The sequence below is a fragment of the Corynebacterium sp. 2571A genome (genome assembly GCF_055700935.1).
In genome coordinates this window covers 1-18,365 of the sequence record NZ_JASTTE010000005.1, presented here as the reverse complement: position 1 = coordinate 18,365, position 18,365 = coordinate 1, and the positions used below count along the sequence as shown (strand labels likewise).

The following is an 18,365-nucleotide window of genomic DNA, read 5'->3' as shown; positions in this document are numbered from 1 at the left end:
AAACGCCACATCATCCGAAAACGACGCACACGCGGCACACGATGACACCAACCCCCACCCCGTAAGTCACGCTCCAACGCCTCCAACGTGCGCTTATCCGCCGCCACCTGGGCCGGATGCTCACGTCGACACTTCTCATAATCACTCATCATCTTGGTTCTCCAATCTGCTAATCTCGCGCAGCACATACCACTGCGCTTTACGTAAATCCCCCAGCACATCGCCTTTAACCTGGCCATCCATGCGGCCAGCACGGGCAAGATACTTCACGGCATTACCCGCGTTGAACGACAAATTCTCCGCAATATCAATCGGGGTAGCACCGTGACTAAACCCCCGATAATGAGGCGGATTAACGGCATCACCCATTTAGGATTCCTCCCGCAGCAAGTCCTCAGAAATATGAACCTTCGCCGCCTCAATCAGCCCCAGGACTTCCCACAACGGCATCTCATCAGGAATACGATACGTCGTACACGCCTGCCCATCATGGTCAAGAATACGGCGCAAAATAATCTCATCCTCCGTAACACACGTGTCCAAGCCGTCGGGGTCACGCACACTCTCATGCGGCTGGATAACCGTCCGGTCATCACTGGTGAGGGCGACATCAATCATTTTGTGCTCAGCTAGGGCTGTGGCTACCTTGTACCCGAATGCAGTGGGGAGCCAGGCGCTCCGGAGGCGTTCGCGGCTAATATCCAAGCCCGTCAGCACCAGCATCAGGATGGCGTGGTACCCAAGCAAGAGCACCTGAGCTAGCGTCGGGTTGAGGATGGCCGCTAGGGCCAGCAGCAGAGTGGATATAATGACGGTAGCCACCCGCACCCAACTGAACGTTGCCGTCGCCCGGTAGAGTTCCCACCAGTGTTTAAGTTGCTTCACTACTTCACTCCTGTCGACCCGTGGCCATGGTCTCCACGCCCAGACCACGCGGATAGCTCCTGTACTGATTTCACGCGTACTTCGGTGACGGGCATGATCACTAGCTGGGCGATGCGGTCATGACGCTGCACTATGGCGCCTCGGCTCCCTAGGTTGACTAGGTTCACCTTCAAGGGGCCGGTGTAGCCTGCGTCGATGATTCCCGGCGCGTTCAGTACTGTCACGCCCTGCTTATGCGCCAAACCACTACGCGGGCATACCAGGCCAACATAACCGGCGGGGATGCTCACGCGGATTCCCGTGTCCACGAGACAGCGCTGCTCGGGGCGAATATAGACGCCAGTAGCGGCCCGGAGGTCGAGGCCCGCGTCATGCTGGTGTGCTTTGGTGGGGTAGCAGCGCTTGTCGCCGGTGATTTCCAGCAGGGGCCGGTCAGAATAGGGTTTGCTGGGCGCCTTGCTGGTCTTCGTCAGTGCGATTAGGCACGCGGCGAGGATGATTAGCGTGATGAGGAGGATGACCCACGCGGTGGTTATGTCCATGTCGCTTTGCTTTCCATTTGAATACGGTTGAGTGTTTCGGCTGGGTGGATTGCCAGTCCTTGGCGCGGCGGCGTTTGGCGTCACAGATTCGGCAGTACCCGTGCGCGGCGTGTGTGAGCACGTCTGGTGTGACGGGTTGGGTTTTAATTCGTGTGACCATGGGTTTGCCGCAGCCTTTGCAGTTGGCTGGTGGTTTATAGCGTTGGTCGGCTCCTACATGAGGTGGTTCAACTCCGGCAATGGCGGCTAACTGGTTCGCGGTTTTTTGGTCACCGGTGCACCAGATACCGGCTTGGATAACGTCGGTTGCTGGTGCGTGGTGGGCGTGGTCGAGTGTGTCCCCGGCGGTGAGTGCCTGTAGCGCACACTGCTTAAGCACGGGGCAATGCCCGCACATTTGTTGAGCGTCCACAGTATCGGGGGACATGATTTGGGGGTTGGTGAAGATTGTTTTTCCAGCGCATGGGGGTCGTGTTGCGGGGACTGTCACACATACAACAGTACTACATGATGTTACATCCACAACCCTTCGTGCAACTTTAGTAGGTAATCTCCAGCCAACAGTGCGGCCCCACACCCGGTCGCTTATCGTGAATGATGGGCACCTGCTCCGTAACAAACTCCGGGTTATCATCCGGCACGATGCCCGCATCGACTAGCCCATCAATCAAGGGCTTCTGCGTGGGCCAAATATTGGCGGGGTCACGGCGTTTAATCGCCCGGTCGGGCTGGTAATGCAGGCGCACGGTGATATGCGATTGGGGCTTGATGCGTGCCGCTTTCGCCCGTATACAGGATTCATGCCGCACCTCCTTCACGATGCGGGCGCGCTGTGCCCAATGCATCCGCTTGTTGGCGTTAAGGGGCGGTCGGCGGAATGATAATTCCATCGTGTGTGTGGTCATCCGAGTTCATCCCGCATGTCATCCAGCATGACCTGATAGTCGAAAGCTTCCTCCCAGTCGTAAAAGTCCCACTGAGGCGGTAACCCATCGAACATTATGTTTCTCCTTCTTCGTCGTAGGTGACCCATGTCCACTGGTCGAGCAGACGGGCCAGGTCATCGTCTGGGTCACGCATTGATGGCACCCCAGAGCGGTAGGCCGACGGTGACGGCGTGCTTCATTTGTGATTCAAATGCGGCGACAAATTCCTTTTTGATTTCGAAGCCGTAGGCCTTTCGCCCTAGGTTTTCGGCCGCCACCAGGGTCGAGCCGCTACCCGCGCACGGGTCAATGACCACATCACCTGGGTTCGTGTACAGCTCAATCAGCCGCTCCAACAACGGCACGGGCTTCTGCGTGGGATGCACTTTCGGCGTAGTACTGTCGCGTGGCCACGGCTGGCAGGTTTTCACCATTGCCCCGTGGTTGTTAAACATGGGGAGCTTGTCTCGGTAGAACAGCAACGCGTATTCCATGTTGCCGACGGCCCGCATATTGGTCTTCAGCACCTGGGGCGAGGATGGCTTATAGAACACGAAATTCGTGTAATGCTTAAACCCCGCCTTGCGGGCTTCCTCAATCAGTGGCCACTGCTGTTCGAATGAGCAGAACACAATCATGCATGGTGCCTCACCCTTGGATTTGGGTTCAGGCCGCAGCATGCGGCTGGCGAAGTGCATGAACTCCGGCACGTTGAAATTCTTATCCGTATCAAAGAATTGCTCCCCCGCCAGCTCGGATTCGCCGTTCTTATTGTCCCCACCGATGTACCAGGCGGGGCTAGAGCCATAAGCGTTAGCGCCTAGCGAATACGGTATATCGGCGATAAGCAACTGGGCCTTAGGGAAGTTGTATCGTTTGAAATTCTGGAAGTGATCGTTGATGAGCTCCACCTTAAACACCTCGTTCTATTAGGCAGTCCGACATAATTTTTTCGAGATGCTTGTCCCCGTATTCTTTGAAATTCGCCGATAAATCGACACCCTTTCGACGCGCCTTTTGGATTTGAGAATTAGCGCGACTACATGCCAAGCATTGCCGCACGCCGCGTTTCAAAGCGCTGGGCGTTAGGTTTGGCAGTTCGAGGGGATGCCCCTGGGGGCAATGCGTCTTTGAAAGCTGATTGTGCGTGCCATGTTTGATTCGGTCATGCACATTGTCGCTGTAGGTACCCCACCTAAGATTCTCAATTCGATTATTCTGCGGGTTTCCATCGTTATGGCACACTTGCATTCCCTCGGGGAACTCGCCAGTGAACGCAGCGAGGACAAGGCGATGCACCATTCTCTCGAATGATTTGCCGTTCACCCGTGTGGATGTTTGCAAGTATCCGTTACGGTTTACATGCATTGCCAAGACTTTTCCTCGGCGGTGGTATTGCCTACCGTTACGTTGAGTTTCCACGCGGTCAATGCTGCGGATTCGACCTAGGCTTGACGCTTCATATATGCCATTTGTTCCAGGTACTGGAAGCCATACTTCGTTCTGAAAATGGTCGTGAAACAGTTCCACTACTCCACCCCCAGTGCGATACGCTCAAGCACGTCAAGCATCGCGTCACGCCGCTGGAAGTCATAATCCCACTCGCTGGAAATGAACACCCCGGCGCGCACCAGGCCCCAGGAGCCGGTGTTGATGGCATCCTGCGCGCATTCCTGCACCACGGGGCACCCGGCGCACAGTTCCCGCGCCTGGGCCTGCTTATTTCGCTCGCCCTTCAACTCGTACTTGTTCGGGTCGTCGCCCGCGCATTTAGCCTGTTCCCACCATCGTTCATCCATGATGTGAGCATGGCCCATAGTTGCCGTTGTCATTAGGCTGCGGCCTCCAGTTCCAGGCCGTAGTAGCTTAGGGTGTTGCGTGCAATTTCGGCGGCTAACGCAGTCTCAGCTACGGCGGTGAGGATGGTGCGGTCTCCCTCGCGGATGGTGAGGTGGATGCCTGCGCCTCCTACTAGGCTGTATTCGGCGTGAATGTCGTAGGTGTCGGTTTCGTAGACGATTTCGTCGTATTGGCAGTCGTCGGGGTTGGGGGTGATTCCGAGTAGGTGGATGAATTGGTTAATTTCGGCGTTTGGCCTCATGGTGTACTCCTTGTGGTTGGTGGCCGTGGCAGCGGCCGTGTTTTGCGTACAACCTAATGTTACACCATGATGTTTCATGCACAACATTGCGGGGGTAGTGCGGGGGTAGGTGACGGAGGGGCATCAAAGTGCCCTCCCACCCAGGTAAAATAATCACCATGAACGCCCAGAACACCCCGCCTGCATACTCCCGAAGCGTATTATCTGTAGTAGATGCAATAAACAAAGACATCTCGGCTGCGTCATGGCGCATGGCGCAGCAGTATTCCTGGGCGCAGAAGCTGGTTGCCGAACGCACACGCCCAGTGGCGGCCGCAAACGACGCAGCACGCATTGATTTTTCCCACGTGATGCCCGACCACCTGGTCAATCTAGAGAAGACTTTTAAAACAAACCTCCCTAACGTGGAGTCCCCATTGTCCCCCGCGTTTCGTGCCTCCATGCTGGTAAAAAACCTACCCAACATGGAAAAAATCGCCCTAGCTGGGCTGCCTAACTTCAACGACCGGTGGAATAATCTTGCCTATTCACTCCAACGGTCACTAACCCAATGGGAATACCTACCACCAGAAAAAGCTGTCGAGGTAGCCGCCCATAACCCTGAAATACGCGACCGGGCCACAGAACTCATCGAGAACGAGCCGGAGGACGTGGAAGAGCTAAGCCAGAAAGTAACTGGACGTAGTTTCGAACAATTAGTGGCCGTCATATGGGAGGTAGGCTACGAATTAGTAAAGGGGATAGCGTGGAGTCTTACTCCCCAATACCCGGTCGCCTTGCTAGCCGTCATCGTTTTGGTTGCAGCGGCTAAGACAAATGACCGGAAAAGCGAGTCCCCGGAATGACCGTTATGCGTGGCCCCTTCCGAGTAGTTCTGTGAGTGCTGCGGCGGCTTGCTGTGGGACGACGCCGTTTCCTAGTGCCTTGATTTTCTGTGAGCGGGTCAGGCTAGGCACGCCGGTGACCCAGCCGTCTTTGAGGCCCATGGTCCATTCGATGAATTCTGCGCTGGTGGCGGCACGGATTTCCGGGAAGCGTGGGTGCAGACTAGGGCCGATATGGTCGGCGATGATGGGCGGGGGTTCACGCCCGGTCACGAGCGCCCATTGGAGGATGGCGGGGCCGTGCTCACCCCAGCGGTTTTCTAGCTCCCACTGGATGTCGGCGGCGCCGTTAAGCCCGGCCAGAAACTGGTGCATGTCGTTATCCCAGGTGATTTCCGGCGCTGGTCTGCGGGCGAGTCCGCCCGTTTCGAGTCCGAGGCCGTCGGCGTGGGAAGCAAGGATAAACAGGCGTTCACGCTGGTGGGGTGCGCCAACGTCGGATGCTCGCGTACATGCCCACTGCGCATTCCACCCGATTTCGGCAAGGTCACAGAGCACGGTGTCAAGTCCGATAGCAACGTGATTTGATACGTTCTCAAAGAATGCGATTCGGGGTTGTAGTACGCGAATGGCGCGGTAGACATGGGGCCAGAGGTGTCGTTCGTCATTGGTTCCTTTCCGGTGCCCTGCCTGAGAAAACGGCTGGCACGGTTACGGATAGCCTGCGGTGATGATGTCCACCGGGGCTACGGCACCACCTCCCCAATCAATCTGCGTCACGTCCCCGAGGTTGGGCACGTCCGGGTAGTGGCTGTGGAGGATGGCGGCCGGGGCGGGGTCGATTTCGACGTGCCAGGCGGGCTGGGCGTCGAGCACCTGCATGACGCCTAAATCCAGGCCGCCATAGCCGGAGAAAAGACTGCCGATCTTGAGAGTCTTTTCGGACATAGGACAGCACCTCCTAGGGGTGGTTGTCGTTATCCGGGTCAAGAAGGTTCAACGGGAGTAGCGCCGCGAGCTGTAGGGCCCGTGCTGTGACCTCCGGGGGCTGGTCCGCGCAGGCTTTAATGATGCGGACGGCCCGGTCGAAGTGAAAATCACTCATCCTGGTCTCCTATCAGTGATTCGAGTGTTTGGCGTCGGCGTAGCAGTGTGCCGACGCGCTGAACGTTTGCGTCGGAGAACTGGCGGCCCAGGTGCTTCCTGTGCTTCCTGGTGCCGACGCCCCCGGAGAAAGCACGGTCAGTGGTCAGTGGCTGGGTTCGCCTGGCGAGCTCTGCGTCAATGCGGTCACGTTCGGCGCGCCACTCCGGAAGGTGCTTCGCCCGGTGCTCTGCGCGCTTCTGCTCCTGGGCGTGGCGCTTCGCTTGCTTTTCCTCCCAGCGGCGTTTCGCTACTGTGGAGTGCCGGGCGCATAGAAAACCGTGCTTCACGTCTTTCCCACACTCCGCGTCGCGGGACTCCACCCACGCCACGCACGTCTCACCCCACCCGTCCGGTGGCGTGAGAGTCACCATGGAGGCAAGCGCCCGGTCTTGGTTACTCATTGGTTTCTCCTAGGACTTTTTCTTTGAGGTAGCCTGCGATGACTGCGGGCGATTGGGATTCCCCGGTGGCGGCTTTGAGTTCCATCGCGGTGATTAGGCCCTCGATGTGGCCGCGTAGGCGGATTACTTCTTCCGCGAGTTCCGGGGCAGCGGCTGCGAGTGTGAGGTCATCGTCCGAGCATGAGGAGCCTTCGCCGTTTGCGTCTATCGAGATACACATTCCCCAGGCAGTCGGGTCGATGATGCACCGATCATCTGGGGCTTCTCCAGGAACGTATTCCCACGGCCCGGACACGGCTTGGTCGAGTAGGAGCCGGAGGTGATTGGTGCTCAGGTTAGTCATTGGTGTTACTCCCATTCGTATCCAAGTAGTGCTGCGGTCAGGCCTGATGTGATATGGTGTGTGGCTATAGCACCCCCTACGCCTCTAAATGTATGCGCCTCTAGGGGGCCCTTTTTGATGATGACTAACTCACTTGAGGTTGGGTTAGCCACTGCTATACCTCTGTGAGTGTGTAGCGCCGCCCAGTCGGGGTGAGTGAGGCGGGTGGGCAGTAGACGAGATGCCTTTCGCCGTTTTCACGGAACTCGGCGAAGATGTTTTGGGTGTCCACGCTTTGGAAAAGCATGATTACTTTTCCCCAAAGGCTGCTGTCGGCTTCTGCGAGGTAGTGCTCGTCGTCGTCCCATTCGACCTCGGCCATGGTGGGGCGTGGACGTTCTGGCAGGACGGCTTTAATCGCCTCCAGGTCGCGGTTGTAGGCCTCTAGACTGCGGTGCCCGGCGTCCATCCGGTCGAGGGCTTCCCACGCGTCGATTATCTGGTCGCGGGTGTGTCCGCTCATTTACAGCACCTCCAGCTGGGTCAGTGCCCACAGCAGCATGTAGATGGGGTGATTCGGGTCAGCCAGGCCACTGTCGGGGGTGTAGGCCAGGTTGAGGTTGAGCATTAGTGGTTCCTTGGGGTTGTCACACGTGTGGTGTGGTTGTTTGTGATCGTTCTTGGGGTGTTGGGTTTATGCCCACTTTTGTTGTGGGCATTCGATTAAATGTTGCTGTCGATAACTTCAAATTCGTAGTTTTCGCAGACCCGGAAGTTGGGGTTTTCGTGGGTGTACCAGCCGTTGTGGATGGCTTCGTCGATGAGCCAGAAGTCTGTGTGGTCTGGGTGGTTGTTGGTTTCGTGTTCGACGGTGATGGTGTCGATGAGGTTGGGTTGGTCGTTGGTGAAGTTGTCGTCCCAGTGGGTGATTTCGATTAGGCTTTTGATGTTGGGGAGGTCTACGGGTTCGTCCCAGTGGTTCATGGTGTGTCCTTTGGTGGTTGTGGCTGGCAGGCCGTGTTGTTTTGACACTGTTTATGTTACATGATGTTGTTGTATGGTGCTACTTTATGGGGGTAGTGGTTGCTACCCCGTCTTGGTGGTTTATTCCCACAGTTCGTCTATGTCAACGAATCTTCCCGCCCGGAAGTCCTCAACACCCTGGTTGAAGGCGCGTAGGGCTTCCGGGTTTGAGTACAATTCCACGAGTTCGTCGTTGAGGTCTTCTCGGCGTACGTAGGTGGGCACGCCTTCGGAGTCCAGGAACTCCACTAGCTCTTGGTTCTCTCCCCTGTTTTTAGAGCTAGTCATGGCAGTTTTGGTGTTGCTTCATCTGCGAGGGGTGCCGGGTTTTTCGCTGAGGATGTACCGGGCAGCTGCTTTCGCCTGGTCGATGAGTTCCCGCAGTCTCTCGCTATTGCTATCGGGTGGGGTGTCTGCTAGGTAGTTGCGGGCCCATTCATGGGCGATTTGGGCGTCAGTTTTGTTCATTGTTGTCTTTCTCCGTGGTTCGTGTGGCGTCCCAGTCGCAGGAAAGTCCGCCGCCTTCACTTCGCATGCAGGTAAGCTCTCTCCCGTTTTCTAGTGTGACGTGTCTTTCTTGCAGTCTTTGGCCGATGCTTCTTTCTTCACTTATGGTGCCGGCGCATCCTGTGAGGGCGGTTGAACTCAGGGCTAGGGTGACTATGGTGGTTATTTTTTGGTCATACCCATCTTTCGTCGTGCGGTCGGTTTTCAGAACAGCTGCATTTGAATTCGTCTTCCGGGATGTATAGACCCAGGAAGGGGGCTGTTATGCAGTTCACTGCCATGAAGTTCATGCGCCGTTTGAGTCTGCACCACACGACTGACCAGATTTCACGAGTGCTCACGGCTTTGTGGCGTTCCAGGCGTTGACGATTTTGGTGGCGATGGTGCTGTTGCCTAGGGTGCGGGGGACTGTGATTTCGCACATGTAGTTGTCGTTGCTGAGTTGGGCGACGACCTGGTTGGTTTCGTCGACGTCCATGACGTTGAAGCGTTCGCCTGTTTCGAGGCTGCCGTTGCTGGATGCGTATCCGTCGCCGGTGTTGGTGAAGCGGGTGGTGGTGTTGGTCTTAAGTATTCCGGCGATGCTGGTGGCGGTGCTGTCTACCTTGGTGACGTCGGCCATGGGTTAGTCCTCCTTGGTGTTGTTGTGTGGTACGTATCTTGCGTAGAGGTGGGTGTTGCGCACGCAGGCTTCGAATTCTTCGCCGTAGTGGCCGCGCCTAATTCTGTTGGCGTAGGTGTTGCGGGAGCGGGGTGTGAGGTTGTGGTCTGGCCATTGGTACCAGGCGTTGTCGGGGTGTTTGCCGGTGGCGTAGTTTTTGATGTCTTGGAGGATGGGGTCTACTCGGTATTTGCGGCGTTTGGGGTCTGGTAGGTGCATGGGGGTGGCTCCTTTAGAAGGGGGGTTCGTTGGTGTTGGGCCGGGGGGTGGCTCCTAGTTGGTTTTGGGCGTTGGTTTGGGCTTGGGTCATGGTGGTGTCCTGGCCGCTGTTGTTGGGCTGTTGGGAGGCGGTGGGTGTTGGGTAGACGGCGCTGGCTAGGAGTTCAATTTTGGTGTGCTTGGTGCCGTTGTTTTCCCAGCTACGGGTGATGAGTTTGCCGCGTACGGTGACTTGGTCGCCTTTTCGGAGTCCGGCGGCGATGGTTGCCCAGGGGACGGGGTTGTTTTTGTATTCGGGGTTGTCGTTCCAGGCGGTGACGTCGAGGTAGAGGGCGCGGCTGGTTTCCCATTCGCCTTGCTGGTTTTTGCGGTTGTCGGTTTGGGCGAGGGTGAAGTTTGTGACTTCGGTGCCGTTTGGGGTGTATCGGTGTTCTGCGTCGCGGGGTAGGCCGCCGGTGAGGGTGATGGTTTCGATCATGGTTAGTCCTTGGGGTTGGTTTCGTAGGTGCCGTCTTCGTTGGGGTGGATGAGGTCGGCGTCTTGGAGCATGGTTAGGGTTTCTTGGCTGGTCATTCGGGAGTGGGTGAGGACTTCGGTTTGGGTGAGGGGTGCGCCTTTGGTGGTTTCGTAGTCGCGGAGGAGGTGCCAGGCTCCCCAGGCTTCGGCGGTGAGGTGTTGGTATTTGTCGTTGGTCATTAGTGTTGGCCTTTTCTGGTGGTTGTGAGTGCGTCGTTGATGGCGTGGAAGGCTTGTTCTGGGGTTTGGTTCATGCCGCCGTGGTTGGGGCTGAGTGACCAGTGGATGTGTTTGCCTCGGTTCATGATGGTGAGTTGGTGGCAGCCGATGGGGATGGTGGTGCCGTGGAGGCCGTTGTGGGTGTGGATGTCGGCGTTTGTGTCCCAGTGGTGGGTGTAGTTGGTGAATTCGTCGAGTGTCATTGGTGGGAGGTTTCGGTGGTGGTTGGTGTGGTGGGTTGGTCGGTGTAGTCGGGCATGATGAGTAGCCCGATGAGGATGGCTCCGCCGAATATGAGTCCTGGGGCTATTTGGGTGATTGTTTTCATGGGTTGTCTTTCGGTTGGTGGTTGGGGCCGCGTTGGCAGTTGCGGTGTGGTGTTTATGTTACATGGTGTAACACATGGGTGCAACTTGGTATTGTGTGTTGCACTAGGGGTCGTTTTAAGGCGTTGCAATACCCCTGCCCTACCAGTTTGGTCACCTAAGCCCTGTTCGCCTGTCTGCGGGGCCGCTGGGCCCTGATTTGAGCGTCCTGCGGGGCGATGGTGCGCACCGGAGACGCGCATACTAGAGTTTTTTGCGTTTTTCGGCCCACTGTCGGATGAAATCAGGCACTTCCGATTTCGGAGGTTCCACAGCACGCGGCTGGTATCCCCGGTTTATTCCGAAGGTTCCGTCCCGCAGTTCCTGGTCGCGCTGCTCGGTGAGCTTCTGCCGGTGGGCTTCCAGCTGTGGGCCGCGCACCGGGTCTGACTCCCAGCGGCGCAGGACGATTCGTGCGGCCTGGTTGAGTTCTTTCGGGGTGGCCATCCGGTCGCCTACGAGGTCTTCGGCCCAGAGGTGTACGGCTTCCTCCCACAGTGCTGACGGGTAGGTGCCGCGCAGGGATTTGGCCCAGGCGGCGGCGGTTGCTGCGTCGGGCTTCGGGAAGCGGTCTGGTGTGAGTTGTTTGCCGCGCTGGAGGATAGCGGCGGCGGTGGCCTGGTTCACCATGGGAGTTCTCCTTTCGACTGCCAAGACGGCTCGACTAGCTCCCCGTCAATGGTGTTGGGGTCGTGGGTGTCTGGGATACCTAGCCAGGCGTTGATGGTGTTGCCATCGTTGGACGGTTTCTGGGCGGTGGGGGTTAGTTCGTCTTCCCAGCCGTCGCGGCGCAGCCAGGTGGTCGGGTGCGGGATGTATTGCTTGTCGGTGCCTTGAGTGGCGTGGAAGGCGGCGAATTCGCGTGTGCGGTCGTTGAGTTCGTCCGGGGTGACGCGCTTAGTGGCGCGGCGCCACTCCGCTAGCGCTTTGCGCTTGCCGACCTTGCGCGGGTAGGTGGCCCACCAGTCCTCGAACGCGGCCGGGTAGGTGGTGGTACTCACACGCTCATCTTTGGATGAGCATATGTTTTTACCCTGTTCCCCTGTTCCCCTGTTCCCCTGTTCCAACGTCGAGGGTTCGGAGTGTCCCTCCGAGCGTTCGGGGGATTCCTCCGAGTATCCGGCGGGATTCTCCGAATTGCTTGTGACCTGCCAAGATACGGGGTCAAACGGTTCGCCTTCCTCGGGTGACGGGTACTTTGACCCTTTGGCGCGCTTGTCTATCTTTTGGTGCTTCTCCCACGTTGGTATGAGGTAGTAGGAACGTCCCGCGACACGGTAGAACTTCACTCCGAATACTCGATGTATCCCTCCGAGTCCTCGGCGGAATTCTTCGACGGTCATTTCATCGTCGTGTGGGAAAGCAAATCCCATAAGCTCCCGTGGTTCGCAAGTTCCTCTCCCGTAGTCATCGGCCCAGTTCCACATGGCGATAAATAGGAGTCGCCAGTAGGGGTCAAGTTGGCCGATTTGTGGGGATGACCAGAATTCGGGTTTGATGCTGCGGATGCGTGGCATGTTTATCGGCCACCTTTTGAGCTGTTGCAGGATTGGCAGAGTGTTTGCAGGTTGGAGATTTCGTTTGTTCCGCCTTGAATGACCGGGATTATGTGGTCAACGGTTAGGTTGTCGCGGGTGCCACAGTGTTGGCAGGTGTAGTCATCATTGGCGAACACTTTTAGAGCTAGTTTGGTTCCAATGCTTTTTCTCCGTGGCTTTGATACTGGTGATGGAGATGAACTGTAGCCTTGGGCTTCAAATTCGTCCCGCAGAATTTTGAGGATGAATCCCCCGTTCCCATCCCCGTATCTCCACATGGGGCCACACTCTTGGGCCATTTGTCTCGCCAGTTCACGGAATCGACGTGACTGCTGTTGTTCGAGTTGGAGTTCCCGCGCATTCCGGGCATCTGCATCTTCCGATTCGACAACGTTGGTATTGGCGTTATGTTGTGTTTCAGCCATGGCACATCCTCCCTGTTTGTGTGCTGTGGTTTGGCCCGTGTGGTGTTGTGGTTGGCACCGTGCGGGTCTTTTTGTCATGGTGCGCCCGGGTGCGCGTTGTTCGTCACTTGCGTAACCGGGCGTTGTAATTACAAAAATGTGAGACATAAAAAAGATCGTTTAGGCAGCATCAAGGCCAGAGTTCTGCATGGCGTCGGTTCCGACCCATTCACGGATTGCCCCGCCCCGGCGGGATGGTGTTTCCGCGTCCACGAAACGACCGGTGGGGCGGATGAGGCCTTCGGTTCGGGCGACTCGGAAGAACGCGCCGATTACGTTCGGGTGGTGTGGTTGTACGTCTTCGCCGATGAGGCGGCGTAGGTGGTCGGCGGTGAATGGCTTGCCGGTTTTGGCGAGTTTGGTTAGTGCTCGGTGGGCGGCGGTGTGCCACCCGTGGTGGATGGCGATTTCTGCGTAGTAGGCGTCCCCAATGGTGGGGAACAGTGGTTGTTGCTGTGGCATGGCAGTGCCTTTCTTAGTGGTGGTGTGGTTGGTTGATTTCCCGGTACTTGGTGTAGATGCGACCGCGGGTATGAACGTCGATGGTCTCGGCCCTTCCAGTCGATAGACTGCTAATGAGTCCCGTGGAAGCACTGAGGGCGCGAGCAGCAGCTGCTAGGCTCCCGTAATGGTTGATGATTGCCTCTAGCTGGCCGATTAGTTTGGGTGTGAGCTTCCCGCGTGGGACGGGTGCGCTTGGCCGGATTCCTTCGGGCTGGTCGTCTGGGTCGTCGATGTCGTTCCATGCGGCGGGTGGCGCCCAGCACTTTCTTTTGTAGAACGTTGACGGTTCTTTAGCCGGTTGTTTCGAAGCGACCGCGTAGTAGTCACATATAGCTTGTGCTTTGTCCGCTACCATTCTCTTGCGTTCGCCTCGATTGAGGGCTGTGAGAGTGGCTTGGCTTACCCCTGTTGCGGTGGATATTTCGTCTACCGTTACCCCGATGGCGATGAGGGCGCGAAGGCGACGGACTATGGGCCAGGCGGGGGAGTATTTTGTGGGGCTGAGTCGGGCGTGTTTGTCACAGTAGCCGCGGCGCTGAACCAGGTTGTGGCAGTTGGGGCGTTTACAGGTTGGTTTGGTCATGGTGGTGGTTGGGGGTTGGGCGCTGGCAGGCGCGAAGGTGAATAGTGTGCGGTGGGGTGTGGTGTGCGGATGCCCCACCCCGCAAGGCCGCGTTCTAGGCCGCGTCTCCTTCCTGCGGCTCCTGGTCTTCGTCTACGACTTCCCCATCCACGGCGTCATGGTTCGGGTAATCAATCGCAGACTCTGCCAGGTCAACTCGGACGGTTTCGTCTGCTGCGATGGCCTTAGCGAATTCGGCGTTTTCTGTGGCCTTCGGCATCCACTTCGCCAACTGGCGGACACACGTCTTATGTGCCATGGCCTCGAAATTGTCGGCCCACGGGCCACGCTTCGGGGACTTCGCGTGCTGGTCACGGTAGGCCAGCATCTCTTGGTGAGACATGATGATGAAGTTGTAGCCGCCCGTGGTGTACTTGGCGACGGCGTAGTAGGCAACCGGGTTTCCCTTTTCCCCATCCATGTAGGGCTTGTGCACTAGCTTTTCGTCCAGGCCGTACTCAATATCTAGGTAGTCGTTTTCGTACACGGTACGAGCAATCAGGGACTGGATTTGGCCTGACCGGTGTGCTAGCTCCACTAGGCCCTGGTAGCCGACGATGAACTGGGCGTTGTACTGGCCGGACTTGTAGTCACGGAACGGGATAAGGTACGCGTGTCCCAGCACGCCGGGGCGCAACCCCAGCTGGGAGCACGTCATCAGGCCACCCAGAACGGACTGGGGGGTGCACTGTGCCAGTGCGGGGGTCTGGCGCAGGCAGGTGAGTGCGTCGCGGATGAGTTGTTGGGCTTCCATGCCCTTGGGGGCGGCCATTTGGAATTGGGATTCCATGGCTTTGATTTGGTCTGCGAGGGTTGAGGGGCGCTGTTTGGCGGGGGTGGTGTTGGCGGCCATGCGCTGTTCGAGGTTGGTTCCCATTGTGGTTTCTCCTTTGGTTGTGTTTGGTTAGTTGGTTGCTGCGAGTTGTTGTTTAATCCACTGCTCCACGTCGGTTTTGAGGTAGCGGACGCTGCCATGCATGTGGAAGTAGCGGGGGCCAGCGCCGCTTGAACGCCAGTGAGCCAGGGTGTTGGTGGATAGCTTTAGCTCTCCCGCAAGTTCTTTTGCGGTGAACATGGGGGCTAGGGCGGTCATGGTTAGTTCTCCTTCGTGGGCCGGATGGTGGTGTGCTGGAATTCGGTGTACAGCTCGGGGTGGTCGTTCTTGAATGCGGTGGTGTCGAACGCAGCGGTGGGGCGGGTGTACGCGTCGATGATGTCCGGGCGCTGGTCTTTCAGTCGTGTCATGTCCAGGCGGCCGCGCTGAGCCTTAGCCCACACATGCTCCCCGGTGGCGAGAATGTCGTGGCCGTCCATGAGGCGGGCTAGCTCGGCCTTGGCCTTGTTCGCGGCAGTGACAGCGGCTTTCTTCTTCTCTTCGGCTTCCTGCCATGCTTCCCACACGGGCTGCACTACGTCGGGGTCTACCTCCCGCGCCGTAGAGCGATGCGCCCATTCTGCGGTTAGTGCCTCCAAGGTGCGGGTGTGCCCGTCCACATCCGGCGGAGTGTCCGCGAGTACGCACTTCCAGAACGCGGCCTCGGCTTCGAACAGCATTTCCTGGATGCGGGGGTTCAGTTCGATTTCGTAGACTCGGAGGTCATTGCCACCGATGAGCGCGGCAACAACCGCTTGCTTAACCCCGGTGACCATCCCTGTGTGATGCACTTGGATTTCGGCGTGGTCTGCGATTTGCCCATCCCACTTCTTATGCTGCGCGCCATGCACCGTCTTGGCTTCGAAGATTCGACCGTCTTCTGTCCACCCGTCTAGGTTGGCGTGCAGCCACGGTGTACCGATGTTGTACACGCCCCGGCCCGGCTTGCTGATGGCCATGCCGATCTCTTCGGCGGTAGCCTCCAGGATGATGGGCTCTAGGCGGTTGCCCCAATCGCGGAGTTTCTGGGTAGATTCACTGACCGGCGGGTCGAGGGGTGCCCGGCCTGTCTTAATCTCCCACAGACTGTAGGGGGATTCGAAAGATGATAGGCCGACGATGGCGCTAGCGTCGGATGAACCGATGCCCTCTTGGCGTTGTTGCAGCCAGTCGTACCTGCCGTGGGTGATCGGGAGGTAGTCAAATGTGGTAGAATTCATGATTGCTCCTGTGTTTAGGTGATTGGTTGTCGCCTAGTGGTTGGGAGTGGCTGGCCCTGGCAGCATTTTTGGGAATGGCAGTTCCCGCTGTCTCTGTGGCCAGTCTTTTTATTGGTTGTTTCGCTCTGCGCGTTGTTCGAGGTAGTCGAGCCATGCGTCTGCGTCTGTGACGCGGATGAGGTATCGAGGCTTGTCGGGGTTGCTGGAGATGTTGATCGCTTTGAGGTCTGCGGCGGCGATTGCTTCACGGATGAATTGTTGGCTGACGTCGTAGACCTTGGCCATGGTGTTGATTTTCATGGAGCGTCGTTCCAGCGGTTGTTCTGCGATGTGTAATCCCTTTCTGCGTGTGACCTATGTTGGTTGCCTACATGTGTAATGTTACATGATGTTGTATTTCAATGCAACCTGTTGTTGTACTGGGGTGTTACATCACAAATGACATGATTGTCATTATGGCAACCCCCAAAAAACCGGTACCGTTACATTCATGAACGAGCACTTCACCCACCTCATCCGCACCCAACGCCGCGTCCAAAACATGAGACAAGAAGACCTCGGTCAAGCTGTCGGCAAAAGCCGACACTGGGTTATACGCCTAGAAAGTGGCGACGAACGAGTGGTGGTCACGCCCGACATGGCTGTAAAACTCGCCCTCGTACTCGGGCTAGACCCCATTGACGTACTCCGGGCGGCGGATGTCCCCCAACAAGAATGGCCAAACTATTCATACACGAGTTCGAACAGTGCTAATCTAAACGTCGTAGACCTCTCCGAACTGTCCGGCACACAAGCTACACTCGTCCGACAGCTCGTCGACGAACTGAAAGCAGGAAACAACACGAATGACAGCAGGCCCTAACCAGCGCAAACCACACGACCTCACCATCATCCCCCAAACCGGCGCCATCATGCCCGGCGACCACCTCACCCCACAGCAGGCCGCCCAAGCAACTCACGATTGGCATCACTTCGGCCACGATGGGCACACCACAACAATCGAACACGTGTGGCATATCGCCATCATTCACCACACCAACGGCGCCACCACGCTACGGGAAGCAGACATCCCCGCTAGCGGGGCGACCACTCCAACGCCGCCCGCGCAGCATCCTGCGACAAATGCATATAATTACGTGTAGATAGCACCGTACTATGCCCCACCACCTGGCGGATGACCTCAGGATTTACGCCACGGTCTAGCATCATCGACACCGCCGTGTGCCTAGCCGCGTGCAACACCACACGTCTAGCCCCGGCCCGCTCGCACAGCTCATACCACGCTTTTTCATCCTCCCGCGCATCCAGAGGGTTGCCCGCATGGTTAGGCCACACTAGGCCCACTCCCCCGGATTCTTCACGCCAAGCCGAAAGCGCCTCCCACAACCTGGTGGGAATAGGCATCATGCGGATAGAGGCCTGCGTCTTCGGCCTCACAAACCACTTACCCAGGTAGCAGGGGCGTATCTCATACCCGGCGGGCGCGTCAGGCTCACGATGAGGACACCGCGCCGCCGTGCCACCAGAACCGCACTCGCATCCTTTGCCGTGCCTCCACGGGATGCGCTGTATCTGCCATGACAGGTCAATCAGGCCTTGGTCGAGGTCTACGCGTGACCATTCCAAACCTAAGCATTCTGCTTGCCGCGCCCCTAGTAGTAGGGCGGTAAGCCAGCGGGATTCCCACCTCGGGCCGTCGCCTGCGCAGGTGGCGATGATGGCGCGGACTTCTGCTTCGCTGAGTGCTTCGCGGGGGTTGGAATGTACTTTCGGTTTCGGCACACGGTCTACTGGGTTCGTGGTGATGATTCCCTCGTACACGGCGGCGCGGAGGGCTGACCCCAGTGTGTTGTGGACGGCGCGGATAGTGCTGTCGCTGAGCCCGTTGTCTTGCATTTTGCGGTGTAGATACCGCACGTGGTCGGGGGTGATTTTATCCAGGGTGTTGTCCCCAATGTGGGCAATGTGCTTACGCCCGTATGACCGGTAGTTTGCGAGAACGTTAGGCCGCAAGGTGGGCGCGGCAATGTTGTCACACCAGTAAGTCCACCAAGCGGCGAGTGTTGGTGTGGTGCCCGGCCTGTAGACGCCGTGTTCCAGTTCTTGGATTTTGGCGGTGACTTTATCGTTTAGTCGGTTCTTCGTTTTGGCGGTAACACGCACGCGCCAGCGTTTGCCATTGGGTCGGTGGCCTAGGTCGATGATTCGGCTCCAGGTGCCGTTTTTGGTGCGGGTTGCGTCGCCGATACTGCGGATTGTGGGCATGGTTGTGTCCTGTGGTTGGGGGTCGATCCAAAGTCGATCCAGTTGTATGTGCCCCGGTGTTGCTATGTGGCAGCGTGCAACATTGGGGGTGAACTGGTATGCTGCAACAATACGCCTTAATGTCGCATCATGCAACATTTAAACCAGCTTCCCAAGCTGAGAGCGCGAGTTCGATTCTCGTCGCCGGCTCCACGCATAACCAGTAATTACACGCTAACCCA

General features: G+C 57.6%; 29 protein-coding genes, 1 tRNA gene and 2 pseudogenes. 3 read left to right on the top strand and 29 right to left on the bottom strand.

Translation table 11 applies throughout. The annotated features are described in order from the left end of the window. Window positions 1-141: 141 nt before the first annotated feature. The 8 genes from QQS53_RS10200 to QQS53_RS10165 all read right to left on the bottom strand — a co-directional run bounded on the left by QQS53_RS10200 (window position 142) and on the right by QQS53_RS10165 (window position 4,454). Window positions 142-369 carry a DUF3310 domain-containing protein gene (locus QQS53_RS10200; protein ID WP_472775727.1) on the bottom strand — a complete coding sequence of 76 codons (228 nt, stop codon included), beginning with the start codon at window positions 367-369 and terminating at the stop codon, window positions 142-144. Continuing rightward, window positions 370-885 (bottom strand): hypothetical protein, encoded by a 516-nt coding sequence (locus tag QQS53_RS10195; RefSeq protein WP_472775726.1) that lies wholly within the window; start codon window positions 883-885, stop codon window positions 370-372. Next, on the bottom strand, window positions 885-1,427 hold the full coding sequence (dut, locus tag QQS53_RS10190) for a dUTP diphosphatase (RefSeq protein WP_472775725.1): 543 nt from the start codon (window positions 1,425-1,427) through the stop codon (window positions 885-887). Before dut ends, QQS53_RS10195 begins: the two co-directional genes overlap by 1 nt. 539 nt (window positions 1,428-1,966) lie before the next feature. Then, window positions 1,967-2,332 carry a RusA family crossover junction endodeoxyribonuclease gene (locus QQS53_RS10185; RefSeq protein WP_472775724.1) on the bottom strand — a complete coding sequence of 122 codons (366 nt, stop codon included), beginning with the start codon at window positions 2,330-2,332 and terminating at the stop codon, window positions 1,967-1,969. A gap of 167 nt (window positions 2,333-2,499) precedes the next feature. Next, entirely contained in the window at window positions 2,500-3,264 is a 765-nt protein-coding gene (locus QQS53_RS10180; protein WP_472775723.1) for a DNA-methyltransferase, read from the bottom strand. A 1-nt stretch (window position 3,265) separates the two neighbouring features. Continuing rightward, window positions 3,266-3,883 (bottom strand): NUMOD4 motif-containing HNH endonuclease, encoded by a 618-nt coding sequence (locus tag QQS53_RS10175; protein WP_472775722.1) that lies wholly within the window; start codon window positions 3,881-3,883, stop codon window positions 3,266-3,268. Continuing rightward, the gene (locus tag QQS53_RS10170) at window positions 3,883-4,185 is read right to left on the bottom strand and encodes a WhiB family transcriptional regulator (RefSeq protein WP_472775721.1); all 303 of its coding nucleotides are present in this window, start codon (window positions 4,183-4,185) and stop codon (window positions 3,883-3,885) included. The genes QQS53_RS10175 and QQS53_RS10170 overlap by 1 nt, the downstream gene beginning before the upstream one ends. Beyond that, entirely contained in the window at window positions 4,185-4,454 is a 270-nt protein-coding gene (locus tag QQS53_RS10165; RefSeq protein WP_472775720.1) for a hypothetical protein, read from the bottom strand. The genes QQS53_RS10170 and QQS53_RS10165 overlap by 1 nt, the downstream gene beginning before the upstream one ends. Before the next feature lie 158 nt (window positions 4,455-4,612). Between QQS53_RS10165 and QQS53_RS10160 the strand changes: the two genes are divergently transcribed. After that, window positions 4,613-5,299 carry a hypothetical protein gene (locus QQS53_RS10160; RefSeq protein WP_472775719.1) on the top strand — a complete coding sequence of 229 codons (687 nt, stop codon included), beginning with the start codon at window positions 4,613-4,615 and terminating at the stop codon, window positions 5,297-5,299. 3 nt (window positions 5,300-5,302) lie between these two features. Here QQS53_RS10160 and QQS53_RS10155 read toward each other — a convergent pair. The 20 genes and pseudogenes from QQS53_RS10155 to QQS53_RS10060 all read right to left on the bottom strand — a co-directional run bounded on the left by QQS53_RS10155 (window position 5,303) and on the right by QQS53_RS10060 (window position 16,179). Beyond that, a pseudogene (locus QQS53_RS10155) lies at window positions 5,303-6,226 on the bottom strand (DNA cytosine methyltransferase). Window positions 6,227-6,239: 13 nt separating this feature from the next. Beyond that, window positions 6,240-6,383, bottom strand: coding sequence for a hypothetical protein (locus QQS53_RS10150; protein WP_472775718.1), 144 nt, complete (start codon window positions 6,381-6,383; stop codon window positions 6,240-6,242). After that, window positions 6,376-6,825, bottom strand: a complete 450-nt coding sequence (locus QQS53_RS10145; RefSeq protein ID WP_472775717.1) for a hypothetical protein — start codon at window positions 6,823-6,825, stop codon at window positions 6,376-6,378. Before QQS53_RS10145 ends, QQS53_RS10150 begins: the two co-directional genes overlap by 8 nt. Continuing rightward, window positions 6,818-7,168 carry a hypothetical protein gene (locus tag QQS53_RS10140; protein ID WP_472775716.1) on the bottom strand — a complete coding sequence of 117 codons (351 nt, stop codon included), beginning with the start codon at window positions 7,166-7,168 and terminating at the stop codon, window positions 6,818-6,820. Before QQS53_RS10140 ends, QQS53_RS10145 begins: the two co-directional genes overlap by 8 nt. A 154-nt stretch (window positions 7,169-7,322) precedes the next feature. Beyond that, the gene (locus QQS53_RS10135) at window positions 7,323-7,670 is read right to left on the bottom strand and encodes a hypothetical protein (protein WP_472775715.1); all 348 of its coding nucleotides are present in this window, start codon (window positions 7,668-7,670) and stop codon (window positions 7,323-7,325) included. Between the two features lie 200 nt (window positions 7,671-7,870). Beyond that, complete coding sequence (locus QQS53_RS10130) at window positions 7,871-8,131, bottom strand: hypothetical protein (protein ID WP_472775714.1); 261 nt, start codon at window positions 8,129-8,131, stop codon at window positions 7,871-7,873. Window positions 8,132-8,251: 120 nt separating this feature from the next. Beyond that, on the bottom strand, window positions 8,252-8,458 hold the full coding sequence (locus QQS53_RS10125) for a hypothetical protein (RefSeq protein ID WP_472775713.1): 207 nt from the start codon (window positions 8,456-8,458) through the stop codon (window positions 8,252-8,254). Between the two features lie 556 nt (window positions 8,459-9,014). Further along, a complete protein-coding gene (locus QQS53_RS10120) occupies window positions 9,015-9,299 on the bottom strand; it encodes a hypothetical protein (RefSeq protein ID WP_472775712.1) in 285 nt (94 codons plus the stop codon). 3 nt (window positions 9,300-9,302) lie between these two features. Continuing rightward, a complete protein-coding gene (locus tag QQS53_RS10115) occupies window positions 9,303-9,557 on the bottom strand; it encodes a hypothetical protein (protein WP_472775711.1) in 255 nt (84 codons plus the stop codon). Between the two features lie 13 nt (window positions 9,558-9,570). Beyond that, window positions 9,571-10,035 carry a single-stranded DNA-binding protein gene (locus tag QQS53_RS10110; protein WP_472775710.1) on the bottom strand — a complete coding sequence of 155 codons (465 nt, stop codon included), beginning with the start codon at window positions 10,033-10,035 and terminating at the stop codon, window positions 9,571-9,573. A gap of 2 nt (window positions 10,036-10,037) precedes the next feature. Next, window positions 10,038-10,253: a hypothetical protein gene (locus tag QQS53_RS10105; protein WP_472775709.1), complete on the bottom strand. Its 216-nt coding sequence runs from the start codon at window positions 10,251-10,253 to the stop codon at window positions 10,038-10,040. Then, window positions 10,253-10,495 (bottom strand): hypothetical protein, encoded by a 243-nt coding sequence (locus tag QQS53_RS10100; RefSeq protein ID WP_472775708.1) that lies wholly within the window; start codon window positions 10,493-10,495, stop codon window positions 10,253-10,255. The genes QQS53_RS10105 and QQS53_RS10100 overlap by 1 nt, the downstream gene beginning before the upstream one ends. Window positions 10,496-10,861: 366 nt before the next feature. Further along, window positions 10,862-11,287 carry a hypothetical protein gene (locus QQS53_RS10095; protein ID WP_472775707.1) on the bottom strand — a complete coding sequence of 142 codons (426 nt, stop codon included), beginning with the start codon at window positions 11,285-11,287 and terminating at the stop codon, window positions 10,862-10,864. Then, entirely contained in the window at window positions 11,281-11,658 is a 378-nt protein-coding gene (locus QQS53_RS10090) for a hypothetical protein (RefSeq protein WP_472775706.1), read from the bottom strand. Before QQS53_RS10090 ends, QQS53_RS10095 begins: the two co-directional genes overlap by 7 nt. Before the next feature lie 518 nt (window positions 11,659-12,176). Next, a complete protein-coding gene (locus tag QQS53_RS10085) occupies window positions 12,177-12,620 on the bottom strand; it encodes an HNH endonuclease (RefSeq protein WP_472775705.1) in 444 nt (147 codons plus the stop codon). Between the two features lie 159 nt (window positions 12,621-12,779). Next, window positions 12,780-13,121, bottom strand: a complete 342-nt coding sequence (locus QQS53_RS10080) for a hypothetical protein (RefSeq protein ID WP_472775704.1) — start codon at window positions 13,119-13,121, stop codon at window positions 12,780-12,782. Window positions 13,122-13,840: 719 nt separating this feature from the next. Beyond that, window positions 13,841-14,668: pseudogene (recT, locus tag QQS53_RS10075) on the bottom strand (recombination protein RecT); the annotation flags it as partial. Between the two features lie 21 nt (window positions 14,669-14,689). Further along, window positions 14,690-14,878 carry a helix-turn-helix transcriptional regulator gene (locus QQS53_RS10070; RefSeq protein ID WP_472775703.1) on the bottom strand — a complete coding sequence of 63 codons (189 nt, stop codon included), beginning with the start codon at window positions 14,876-14,878 and terminating at the stop codon, window positions 14,690-14,692. 2 nt (window positions 14,879-14,880) lie between these two features. Then, a complete protein-coding gene (locus QQS53_RS10065; RefSeq protein WP_472775702.1) occupies window positions 14,881-15,879 on the bottom strand; it encodes a YqaJ viral recombinase family nuclease in 999 nt (332 codons plus the stop codon). A gap of 108 nt (window positions 15,880-15,987) precedes the next feature. Continuing rightward, on the bottom strand, window positions 15,988-16,179 hold the full coding sequence (locus QQS53_RS10060; RefSeq protein WP_472775701.1) for a hypothetical protein: 192 nt from the start codon (window positions 16,177-16,179) through the stop codon (window positions 15,988-15,990). 190 nt (window positions 16,180-16,369) lie between these two features. On the opposite strand from QQS53_RS10060, the gene QQS53_RS10055 reads away from it, so the two are divergent. After that, window positions 16,370-16,741 (top strand): helix-turn-helix transcriptional regulator, encoded by a 372-nt coding sequence (locus tag QQS53_RS10055; RefSeq protein WP_472775700.1) that lies wholly within the window; start codon window positions 16,370-16,372, stop codon window positions 16,739-16,741. Between the two features lie 212 nt (window positions 16,742-16,953). On the opposite strand, the gene QQS53_RS10050 is transcribed toward QQS53_RS10055, so the two are convergent. After that, complete coding sequence (locus QQS53_RS10050; protein ID WP_472775699.1) at window positions 16,954-18,144, bottom strand: tyrosine-type recombinase/integrase; 1,191 nt, start codon at window positions 18,142-18,144, stop codon at window positions 16,954-16,956. Between the two features lie 68 nt (window positions 18,145-18,212). On the opposite strand from QQS53_RS10050, the gene QQS53_RS10045 reads away from it, so the two are divergent. Then, window positions 18,213-18,336 (top strand) — tRNA-Ser (locus QQS53_RS10045). Window positions 18,337-18,365 lie beyond the last annotated feature (29 nt).